General features: G+C 70.9%; 8 protein-coding genes (1 of these 8 running past the window's edge). All 8 read left to right on the top strand.

Translation table 11 applies throughout. The features are described from left to right. Positions 1-116: 116 nt before the first annotated feature. Entirely contained in the window at positions 117-1,031 is a 915-nt protein-coding gene (locus tag DEFCA_RS0102310) for a peptidyl-prolyl cis-trans isomerase (protein ID WP_025321434.1), read from the top strand. A 330-nt stretch (positions 1,032-1,361) separates the two neighbouring features. Continuing rightward, positions 1,362-2,312, top strand: coding sequence for a 4-hydroxythreonine-4-phosphate dehydrogenase PdxA (gene pdxA, locus DEFCA_RS0102315; RefSeq protein ID WP_025321435.1), 951 nt, complete (start codon positions 1,362-1,364; stop codon positions 2,310-2,312). Between the two features lie 45 nt (positions 2,313-2,357). Further along, on the top strand, positions 2,358-3,815 hold the full coding sequence (locus DEFCA_RS0102320; RefSeq protein WP_025321436.1) for a phosphohexomutase domain-containing protein: 1,458 nt from the start codon (positions 2,358-2,360) through the stop codon (positions 3,813-3,815). A 176-nt stretch (positions 3,816-3,991) separates the two neighbouring features. After that, complete coding sequence (gene uvrA, locus DEFCA_RS0102325) at positions 3,992-6,823, top strand: excinuclease ABC subunit UvrA (RefSeq protein ID WP_025321437.1); 2,832 nt, start codon at positions 3,992-3,994, stop codon at positions 6,821-6,823. Between the two features lie 477 nt (positions 6,824-7,300). Next, positions 7,301-8,413 carry a branched-chain amino acid ABC transporter substrate-binding protein gene (locus DEFCA_RS0102330; protein ID WP_025321438.1) on the top strand — a complete coding sequence of 371 codons (1,113 nt, stop codon included), beginning with the start codon at positions 7,301-7,303 and terminating at the stop codon, positions 8,411-8,413. Positions 8,414-8,815: 402 nt separating this feature from the next. Next, positions 8,816-9,721 (top strand): branched-chain amino acid ABC transporter permease, encoded by a 906-nt coding sequence (locus tag DEFCA_RS0102335; RefSeq protein ID WP_025321439.1) that lies wholly within the window; start codon positions 8,816-8,818, stop codon positions 9,719-9,721. After that, positions 9,721-10,665 carry a branched-chain amino acid ABC transporter permease gene (locus DEFCA_RS0102340; RefSeq protein ID WP_029733420.1) on the top strand — a complete coding sequence of 315 codons (945 nt, stop codon included), beginning with the start codon at positions 9,721-9,723 and terminating at the stop codon, positions 10,663-10,665. Before DEFCA_RS0102335 ends, DEFCA_RS0102340 begins: the two co-directional genes overlap by 1 nt. 15 nt (positions 10,666-10,680) lie before the next feature. Continuing rightward, positions 10,681-11,333 carry the 5' portion of an ABC transporter ATP-binding protein gene (locus DEFCA_RS0102345; protein WP_025324541.1) on the top strand. Its footprint extends 106 nt past the window's final position, so 653 of the gene's 759 nt are visible here — the first part of the coding sequence; the start codon lies at positions 10,681-10,683; its stop codon lies off the right edge, out of view.

Raw genomic sequence — 11,333 nt, forward strand, 5'->3', positions numbered from 1 at the left:
AGGGGTCCTGTAGCTTTGAACGCAACTTGGTATGACCCGGCACCGGCAGGGCGCCCGACCCCATCCACCCCGCGTCCCCTGACGACGAACGATCCGGCTATATGAGGAGGTGTCACGTGCCGATTCTCAGAACCGTCTGGACCGCTCTCGCGGTGCTCCTGTTGCTGGCCCAGGCCGCGGGCGCCGTGGTGATCGACGGCGTGGCGGCCGTGGTCAACGGAAGGGTGATCACCCAGAGCGAGGTGGCCGAGGCGGCCGCCTTCAAGGAGCGCACCGGCGAGGCCCGGGGCGAGGAGGCCCGCAAGCGGGCCCTGGACTCCCTGATCGAGAAGGCTCTGGTCGAGGCCGAGGCCGAGCGCCTGGGGGTCCGGGTGACGGACGACGAGGTGGAGAAGGCCATCTGCGAGATCTGCGACCGCAACGGCATCGAGCGCGAGAAGCTGCCCGAGGTGCTCAAGGCCCAGGGCGTGGACTTTGATGCCTACGTCCGGGAAATCCGGTCCCAGATCCAGCGGATGAAGCTGGCGGGCCGGGTGCTCCGGGCCAAGCTGGACGTGAGCGACGAGTCCCTGCGCGAGTACTACCTGAAGAACGTGGCCCGGTTCCGGGAGCCGGACATGGTGCGGCTGCGGCACCTGCAGGCCCGTACCCGGGAGGAGGCCGAGGCCGCCCGGGCCCGGGTGCTCGCCGGCGAGGCGTTCGAGGACGTGGCCCGGGCGGTGTCGACGGGGCCGGCGGCCGCGTCGGGCGGGGACATGGGGTTCGTGCCGGTGGACAGCCTGGCCGGTCCGGTGCGTCGGGCCGTGGACTCGGTGGAGCCCGGGGGGGTCACCCAGGTGCTCGAGATGCGGGGCGGCTACCACCTGTTCTACGTGGTCGAGAGGAAGAAGGGCCGGGTGCCGGCGTTCGAGGAGGTGCGCGACCGGATCCGGGAGGGGTACTTCCAGGACCGGGAGCAGGAGCTGTACCGCACCTGGATCCAGTCCCTGCGGGAGAAGGCCCGGATCGAGGTGAAGCGGCGAGGGGGGTGAAGGGTGGGGTCATGGACAGCGGGGGGGCATGGGGTCTACCTCCGGCTGGGCGCGAAGCCGAGCGTTGAGATTCGCCGCGCAGGCACAAGACACGGGAGTTGGTTCCATCCCGGTTGCGTGCCACGGGTACCCTTTCGCGGTCCGGACGCCGGAGGCGCTGCGCGGCGAGCTGAGGGGCCGCGCCCGGCTCTCCGGCAGACCCCATGCCCCCCGAAGCTTTAACGAAGTCAGGGGAGCCGCCTTACCCCTGTGGGGATTCATGACCTTTCGACCAGCGACCAGGGACCGACGGCCGTTGACCGTTGACCGAAGTGCCGGGAACGAAATGCCATGGCCGGAGACGTTCGGATCGCCGTGACCTGCGGCGAGCCCGCAGGGATCGGGGCCGAGGTGGCGTTGAAGGCCCTGGCCCAGGGGGCCTCGGGCGCCGATGCCGTGCTCGTGGGGCCCGCTGAGGTGTGGGCGGCGGCCGGGACCGTGGCCGGGGTGGACCCCGGCCGGTGGCCGTGCCATCCGGTGGAGATGCCGGCCGAGCCGGACTGGGGCTGGGGCCGGCCCACGCTCCGGTCGGCCCAGGTGGCCGTCCGGGCCGTGGAGGCCGCCGTGGATCTGGCCCGGGCCGGCCGGGTGGACGCGGTGGTGACGGCTCCCCTGACCAAGGAGGGTCTGCGGGCGGCCGGCCGCCCCTACCCCGGTCACACCGAGCTCCTGCAGGCGCTGTGTGGGGGCGAAGCCCTCATGATGCTGGCCGGGCCCAGGCTGCGGGTGGTGCTGGTGACCACCCACCTGCCCCTGTGCCGCGTGCCGCCCGCCGTCACCCGGACCGCGGTCCTGCGCGCCGTCCGGGGCGCCCACCAGGGGCTGCGGCGCGATCTCGGCATCCCGGCCCCCCGCATCGGGGTGGCGGCCCTGAACCCCCACGCGGGCGAGGGAGGGGTGCTGGGCGAGGAGGAGGGGCGGGAGATCGCTCCGGCCGTAGAGCAGGCCCGGGCCGAAGGGATCGGGGCCGAGGGGCCGGTGCCGGCGGACGTCCTGTTCCATCGGGCCGCGGCCGGGGCGTTCGACGTGGTGGTGGCCATGTACCACGACCAGGGGCTCGGGCCGCTTAAGCTGCTCCACTTCGACGAGGCCGTGAACGTCACCCTGGGCCTCCCCATCGTGCGCACCAGCCCGGACCACGGAACCGCGTTCGACATCGCCGGCACGGGCCGGGCGAGCCCCACGAGCTTCCGGGCGGCCCTGCGCACGGCCGCCGAGATCGCGCGGCGAAGACGTGGGTAGAAACCACGGAGGAGGAGTGGGTGGTTCCAACCAAGGGCGGATGAGATGCAGATTCGGTTCGGCACCGACGGCTGGCGGGGGGTGATCGCCCGGGACTTCACGTTCGACAACGTGAGGCGGGTGGCCGCGGCCGTGGCCGGGTTCTTGGAGGAGACCGGGCGGGCGGGCCAAGGGGTGGCCGTGGGGTTCGACCGCCGGTTCCTCTCCCGGGAGTTCGCGGCCGAGGCCGCGGGCGTGCTCGCGGCCCGGGGCATCCGGGTGTGGGTGGCTGCCGAGCCGGTCCCCACGCCGGTGGTGTCGTGGGCCGTGCGGCGGCTGGGCCTGGGGGGTGGCGTGGTGATCACGGCGAGCCACAACCCCCCCGAGTGGAACGGGGTGAAGTTCAAGGAGCACCTGGGGTGCGCCGCCCGGACCGCCACCAGCGCCCGGCTCGAGGAGCTGCTGGCCGGGGTCCCGGAAACGGTCGCCTGTCTGGGGCCGACCGAGGCCCGTCGTCGGGGGCTGTGGGCCGCCCTGGACGTGTGGGACGAGTACCGCCAGGCCCTCTGGGAGTTCGTGGACCGGGATCGGATCCGGCGGGCCGGGCTGGCCGTGGGGGTGGACGCCATGCACGGGTGCGCCGCGCCGTGGCTCCTGCGGCTGCTCGACGAAGCCGGCTGCCGGGTGGAGGCCCTGCGGGCCGACGACAACCCGGGGTTCGGCGGCGTGCCCCCCGAGCCCCTGGAGGAGCACCTGGCCGGGCTGGCGGCCCGGGTCCGGGAGGCCGGACTGGCCGTGGGGCTGGCCAACGACGGCGACGCCGACCGGATCGGAGCGGTGGACGAGCGGGGCCATTACTTCTCGACTCAGCGGATCTTCGCCGTGATCCTCCACCATCTGCTGGAGACCAAGGGCCTCCGGGGCCGGGTGGTCCGCTCCGCCTCGGGCACGGTCATGGCCGACCTGATGGCCCGGCGGCGGGGGCTCGGCGTGGTGGAGACCCCCATCGGGTTCAAGTTCATCGGCGAGGTGTTGCTGGAGCCCGGTACCCTGATCGGGGGGGAGGAGAGCGGGGGGATCGGCATCCCCGCGTTCGGGCCGGAACGGGACGGCCTGCTGAACGCCCTCCTCCTGGTGGAGATCGTGGCGGGCCGGGGTCACGGGATCCGAAGGGCCCTGGACGAGGTGTTCCGGGACACCGGGTACTTCGCCTACCGGCGGGTGGACCTGCCCCTCGCTCCGGGCCGGGCGCCCGCGGTGCGCGCGAACTTGGAGGCGTTGGCCAAGCCGGCGGACCTGGCCGGCCGGCGCGTGCTTCGGGTGTCCCGCACCGACGGGCTCCGGTTCGAGCGCGAGGACGACTCGTGGCTCCTCGTCCGGCCCTCTGGAACCGAGCCGAAACTCCGGCTCTATGCCGAGGCCCGGAGCCGGGAGGACGTGACCGCTCTCCTCGAGGCCGGCCGCCGTCTCGTGGAGGGGGTCCTGGAGAGCGCCCCCCCTGCGCCGGCGCCCTCCGGCCCATGAGCGCCGTGGCTGGGCTCGGTTTCATCGGCTGGAAGGCTGGAAAGCTGGAAGGCCAAAAGCCTCCGGCATCAACAGTTCCTGAGTCTGTGGTTCCTGGTCTCTGGTTTCTAGTCTCTAGTCTCCCGCCTCGCGGCCTGCCGGAGCTGACATCCGAATTCTGACCTCTGACCCCTGACATGGACACCATCCGCATCCGTGGCGCCCGCCAGCACAACCTGAAGAACCTGCACCTGGAGCTTCCCCGGGGGCGGTTCGTGGTGATCACCGGCCCCTCCGGCTCGGGCAAGTCGAGCCTGGCCTTCGACACCCTGTACGCCGAGGGCCAGCGCCGGTACGTGGAGAGCCTTTCCGCCTACGCCCGGCAGTTCCTGGAGCAGATGGAGAAGCCCGACGTGGACTCCATCGAGGGGCTGTCGCCGGCGATCTCCATCGAGCAGAAGACCACCAGCCGCAACCCCCGGTCCACGGTGGGCACGGTGACCGAGGTCTACGACTACCTGCGGGTGCTCTACGCCCGGGTGGGGGTGCCCCACTGCCCGTCCTGCGGCCGGGAGGTGGCCAGCCAGACCGTGACCCAGATGGTGGACCGGGTGCTGGCGCTGGGCGAGGGCACCCGGGTGGAGGTGCTGTCGCCCGTGGTGCGGGGCCGAAAGGGGGAGCACCGGGCCCTGTTGGACGAGCTGCGGAAGGCCGGGTTCCTGCGGGTCCGGGTGGACGGGGAGCTCCGGGACCTGGAGGAGGAGATCGTCCTCGAAAAGAACCGCAACCACACCCTCGAGGTGGTGGTGGACCGGATCGTGGTGAAGCCCGGGGCCCGCAGCCGGTTGGCCGAGGCCCTGGAGCTGGCCCTGGCCCGGGCCGATGGCGTGGCCGTGGTGGAGACCCGGCCCCGGCAGGGGCCGTCCGAGCGGTACTGGTTCTCCGAGCGGTTCGCCTGCCCCGACTGCGGGGTGTCGCTGCCCGAGCTGAGCCCCCGCTCGTTCTCGTTCAACTCCCCCCACGGGGCGTGCCCCCGGTGCGACGGGCTGGGCTCGCGGCTCACCGTGGTGCCGGAGCGGGTGGTGCCCGATCCCACCAAGACCCTCTCGCAGGGCGCGGTGGCCCCCTGGTCGGGCCGCAACGGAGCCTTCTTCCGCCAGATGCTCCGGGCCCTCCAAGACCACCTCGGCCTCGACCTGGACACCCCGTGGAAGGATCTGCCCGAGCCGGTCCGCCGGGCGGTGCTGTGGGGCACCGGGGACCAGGCCGTGGACTTCCGGTTCGAGGGCAAGGACTCCACCTATCGGTTCCGCAAGCCGTTCGAGGGGGTGATCCCCAGGCTCGAGCGCCGCGTGCGCGAGGCCAAGGACGAAGGCGACCTGGAGGACCTGGCCGAGTTCCTGGAGGTGCGGCCGTGCCCGGCCTGCGACGGCGCGCGGCTGCGGCCCGAGAGCCGGGCGGTGACCGTGGGCGGCCGGGGCATCCACCAGGTGTGCGGCCTGAGCGTGGAGGACGCCACCGCCTTTTTCGAGAACCTTCATCTGCCGGACCGGGAGGCCTCGATCGCCGAGCGGATCCTCAAGGAGATCCGGGAGCGGCTCCGGTTCCTACAGGACGTGGGCCTGGGCTACCTCACCCTGGACCGGCCGGCCACCACCCTGTCGGGGGGCGAGAGCCAGCGGATCCGGCTGGCCACCCAGGTGGGCTCGCGGCTCACCGGGGTGCTCTACATCCTGGACGAGCCCACGATCGGGCTCCACCCCCGGGACAACGCCCGGCTCCTGGCCACCCTGGTGGAGCTGCGGGACCTGGGCAACACGGTGATCGTGGTGGAGCACGACGAGGACACGATCCGGGCCGCGGACCACGTGGTGGACATGGGGCCGGGTGCCGGCGAGCAGGGCGGCCAGGTGGTGGCCCAGGGCACGCCGGACGAGATCGCGGCCCACCCCGCCAGCCTGACCGGAGCGTACCTGTCGGGCCGAAGGCGGATCCCCGTGCCGGCCCGGCGCAGGCAGGGGCTCGGGGTGCTCCGGGTGCGGGGCGCGCGGGGCAACAACCTCAAGGGGATCGACGTGGAGATCCCCCTGGGCACCTTCACCTGCGTGACCGGGGTGTCCGGTTCGGGCAAGTCCACCCTGGTGGTGGACACCCTCTACCCGACCCTGGCCGCGGCCCTGCACGGCGCGAAGATCCGGCCGCTGGCCCACGACGCCGTCGAGGGGATGGAGAGCATCGACAAGGTGGTGGACGTGGACCAGTCGCCGATCGGGCGCACCCCGCGCTCGAACCCGGCCACCTACACCGGCGTGTTCACGCCCATCCGGGACCTGTTCGCCCAGCTGCCCGAGGCCCAGGTGCGCGGGTACGGCAAGGGGAGGTTCTCGTTCAACGTGAAGGGGGGGCGCTGCGAGGCGTGCAAGGGCGACGGTCTGCTGAAGATCGAGATGCACTTCCTGCCCGACGTGTACGTCACCTGCGAGGAGTGCGCCGGGCGGCGGTACAACCGCGAGACCTTGGAGGTGCGATACAAGGGCGCCTCGATCGCGGACGTGCTGGAGATGACCGTGAGCCAGGCCCGCGATCTGTTCCGCAACGTGCCGTCGATCCGGGAGAAGCTCCAGACCCTCGAGGACGTGGGGCTGGGCTACATCCGTCTGGGGCAGTCGTCCACCACCTTGTCCGGGGGGGAGGCCCAGCGGGTCAAGCTGGCCAAGGAGCTGTCGCGCCGGGCCACCGGCCGCACCCTGTACATCCTGGACGAGCCCACGACCGGCCTTCACTTCGAGGACGTGCGCAAGCTGCTGGAGGTGCTCCATCGGCTGGTGGACCAGGGCAACACCGTGCTCGTGATCGAGCACAACCTGGACGTGGTGAAGACCGCGGACCACGTGATCGACCTCGGCCCTGAGGGCGGAGACGCCGGGGGCGAGGTGGTGGCCCGGGGCACCCCCGAGGAGGTGGCGGCCCGCCCCGGCTCCCACACGGGCCAGGCCCTGGCCCGCATTATTGGCCAGGCGGATACATAGGCGCTATCGCCCCCTGATCGGCGGGGCAAGGGGCCTGCCTCCGGCCGGGCGCGAAGCCGGGCATGCGATTCGCCGCGCAGGCACGGGACCGAAGAGCGGGTTTCCTGACAACTCGGTGGAATCCGAACCCTTTCGCGGTCCGAGCGTCAGAGGCGCTGCGCGGCGAGCTAAGGGGCCGCGCCCGGCTCTCCGCCAGGCCCCTTGCCCCCGAAGCTTTGGCGATGGCAGGGACCTGCCCCACTCCCTCGGGGATTCGTGGCCTTTCGACCAGCGACCAGCCACCGACGACCGTCGACCGAAGCTGAGGGGGCAGCACGCCCCGAGACGGCGTGCAATCGGCGGTTGCAGCAGAAGGCTTCATGAATCGTGCGGGCTAACCCGGTTCCTGGGAGATTCCCGTTGACCTGAGGGGCGCGCGCCTGCTACTTTCGCGCGCCTCAAATTCTGTTTCTCCGTGTCAACAGAAAGGAGGCCCCCATGTGGAATCGTCTCGCGGCCGCTGTTCTGACCCTGGCCCTGGCCGTGCCGTCGTTCGCCGGAACCGTCAAGATCGGGCTGATGGCGCCGTTGACCGGCGCGTGGGCCAGCGAGGGCCAGGAGATGAAGCAGATCGTCGAGCTCCTGGCCGACGAGGTGAACGCCAAGGGCGGGGTGCTGGGTCAGGAGGTGGAGGTGATCGTGGAGGACGACGGCGGGGACCCCCGCACCGCGTCCCTGGCCGCCCAGCGGCTGTCCACCCAGGGCGTGGTGGCCGTGATCGGCACCTACGGCTCGTCGGTCACCGAGGCGAGCCAGGGCATCTATGACGAGGCCGAGATCCTGCAGGTGGCCAACGGCTCCACCGCGGTGCGGCTGACCGAGAAGGGGCTCAAGCTGTTCTTTCGCACCTGCCCCCGGGACGACGAGCAGGGACGGGTGGCCGCCCAGACCATCCAGAAGCTGGGGTTCAACAAGGTGGCCGTGCTCCACGACAACACCAGCTACGCCAAGGGGTTGGCCGAGGAGGCCAAGGGTCTTCTCGAGAAGGCCGGGGTGGAGATCGTGTTCTTCGACGCCCTGACCCCGGGCGAGCAGGACTACACCACGATCCTTACCAAGCTCAAGGCCGCCGGCCCCGAGGCCGTGCTCTTCACCGGGTACTACCCCGAGGCGGGGCTCCTGCTGCGGCAGAAGAAGGAGATGGGCTGGGAGGTGCCGTTCATCGGCGGCGACGCCACGAACAACCCCGACCTGGTGAAGATCGCCGGCAAGCAGGCCGCGGCCGGCTTCTACTTCCTGAGCCCGCCGGTGCCCAGCGACCTGCCGTACGAGCGGGCCAAGGCGTTCCTGGCCGCCTACCGGAAGAAGTACGGCAGCGCCCCGGGCTCGATCTGGGCCGTGTTGGCGGGTGACGGCTTCCTCACGGTGACCACCGCCATCGAGGCCGCCGGCAGCACCGACCCAGTCAAGCTGGCCGAGTACCTCCACGGCGGCAAGCCGTTCTCCGGCCTGACCGGCGAGATCGCGTTCAACGCCAAGGGCGACCGGGTGGGCGAGGTGTACAAGGTCTACCGGGTCGACGCGGACGGGAGGTTCGTGCTGCAGAAGTAAGGGCGGGAAGGCTGGAAAGCCAGAAAGCTAGGAAGCTAGGAAGCTGGAAGGCTTGCTGGTGGGCCTTCGGGTCGGGTCGCGACGTGGAGTCGCTCCCTCTGCCGGGGCCAGAACTCAGAGGACAGCGGACAGGGCATGGGTCCTGTCCGCTGACTTGTACGCCCCAGTAACCTCGGTCTACGGTCTGGGGCCTTCGGCCGTATCAGGGGTCAGAGGACAGAGGTCAGTGGACAGGTCTGGTCCCACGACGCCGCTGTGGCCACAGTGCCTTTGCCTTTTTCTGGCTTCTGTCCGCTGAAATCTGGCTCCTGAACCCCATGCCCCGCACGCACCGCTCGGATCGAGACGCACACAAAGTCTGTACCCCGCAAACAGGCCGCCTCGCGGCCTACCGAAGCTGACATGGAACAGTTCTTTCAACAACTCACCAACGGGCTCGCGGTGGGCGGCATCTACGCCCTGATCGCGCTCGGGTACACCATGGTCTACGGTGTGCTCAAGCTGATCAACTTCGCCCACGGCGACCTGTTCACCCTGGGAGCCTACCTGGGGCTGACCCTGATCACCTCCCTGGCCCTCCACGACCGGGTGGGCGTGGCCCTGGGGGTGCTCGTGCTGGTGCTCATGGTCATGGGCCTGGTGGCCGTGGTCGGGGGGCTCTTGGAGCGCACGGCGTACCGGCCGCTTCGGGAGTCGCCGCGCCTGTCGGCCGTGGTCAGCGCCCTGGGCGCCTCGATCTTCCTGCAGAACGCCATCATGCTGATCTACGGGGCCCGCCTCCGGGTCTACCCTCAGGACATCCTGCCGCGCACGACCGTCCACCTGTTCGGGGTGGGCGTGCCGCTCATGCGGATCCTGATTTTCTCGGCGTCGGTGGTGCTGATGGCCGTGCTGTACCTCTGGATCCACAAGACCCGCATGGGCACGGCGATCCGGGCGGCGGCCATCGACCAGGGCGCGGCGCGGCTCATGGGGATCGACGTGGACCGGGTGATCCTGCTGGTGTTTCTGGTGGGCCCGGCCCTGGGGGGGGCGGCCGGCGTGATGGTGGGCCTGTACTACGGCCAGATCAGCTTCACCATGGGGTGGCTCTACGGCCTGAAGGCGTTTACGGCCGCCATCCTCGGGGGCATCGGGAACATCCCGGGCGCCATGCTGGGGGGGTTGCTGCTGGGCGTGATCGAGGCGTTGGGCGCGGCCTACGTGTCGCTGGCCTGGAAGGACGCGATCGCGTTCCTGGTCCTCATTCTCATCCTGATCGTCCGGCCCACCGGGATCCTGGGTGAGCGGGTGGCGGAAAAGGTGTGATGACGCGGCGCACGAAGATCGGGGTCGCGGTGGCCGTGGCCGGGCTGGCGGCGGCGCCGGCCGTGCTGAACCCCTACTGGGTGGACGTCCTGAACAGCGTGGGGCTGTACGGGCTGCTGGCCCTGAGCCTCAACGTGATCCTGGGCGACGCGGGCATGTACAACATGGGCCACGCCGCGTTCTACGCCGTGGGCGCCTATGCCACCGCCATCCTGAACACCCGCTACGGCATCCCCGTGCTGTGGACCCTGCCCCTGGCCGGGCTGGCGGCCGGGGCGTTCGCCGCGGTGGTGGCCCGCCCGGTCATCCACCTCCGGGGGGACTACCTCCTGATCGTCACGGTGGGGGTGGGCGAGATCCTGCGGATCGCCCTGGTCAACGACGTGTTCGGGCTCACCGGCGGGCCCAACGGCATCTTCGGCATCGCGCGGCCCTTCGTGTTCGGGCTGAAGATCCGCAAGCCCCATCAGTTCTACTACCTGATCTGGGCGTTCGTGGCCCTCACCGTGTTCGTGTTCCACCGGCTCCAGCACTCCCGCTTCGGCCGGGCCCTCAACTACCTGCGGGACGATCCGGTGGCGGCCGAGGGCAGCGGCATCCCCACGGGCCGGTACCGGCTGCTGGCGTTCGTGGTGGGGGCGGCGTGGGCCGGCATGGCCGGAACCCTCTACGCCACCAAGATGACGATCATCTCGCCCCAGTCGTTCAGCTTCTGGGAGTCGGTGGTGGTGTTCATGATCGTGATCCTGGGGGGGGCGGGCAACATGGCGGGGGTGCTTCTGGGGGCGTTCCTGATCGTGGGGCTGCCCGAGGTGTTCAGGGGATTCGCGAGCGCACGACTGCTCGTGTTCGGGCTCGTGATGATGGTCATGATGGTGGTGCGGACCCAGGGGCTCCTGCCGCCGAGGCCGCGTCGGTTCCGGCTGCCGGACGCGTCGGGCTGAAGGGAGGCCGGGGAGATGGCGCTGCTGGAGCTCGAGGCCGTCACCAAGACTTTCGGCGGGCTCACGGCCGTGGACGCGGTGTCGTTCGGGGTGGACGAGGGCACCATCGTGGGGCTGATCGGCCCGAACGGGGCCGGCAAGACCACGGTGTTCAACCTGATCACGGGCAACTACCGGCCGGACGCCGGCCGCGTCCGGTTCGCGGGCCGCGATATCACGGGCCGGCCCACCCACCGGATCGTGGCCCAGGGCATCGCACGCACGTTCCAGACGATCCGCCTGTTCCACCGGATGACCGTGCTGGAGAACGTGCTGGCCGGCCGGCACTGCCGCATGCGCTCCGGCATCCTCTCCGCGGTCCTGCGGACCCGGTCGGAGCGGCAGGAGGAGGGCCGGGCCGTGGCCGACGCCATGGCGGCCCTTCGGTTCGTGGGGCTGGCCGACCGGGCCGAGGACCTGGCCGGCAACCTGTCGTACGGGAACCAGCGGCTCCTGGAGATCGCCCGGGCCTTGGCGACCGAGCCGCGGTTGATCGTGCTCGACGAGCCGGCCGGGGGCATGAACGAGCAGGAGACCCTGGCGCTGCTGGAGCTCATCCGCCAGATCCGGGAGCGGGGCGTGACCGTGCTTCTGATCGAGCACGACATGGGGCTGGTGATGGAGGCGTG

Origin of the sequence: Deferrisoma camini S3R1, assembly GCF_000526155.1 — a bacterium.
GTDB classification, from domain to species: Bacteria; Desulfobacterota; Deferrisomatia; order Deferrisomatales; family Deferrisomataceae; genus Deferrisoma; species Deferrisoma camini.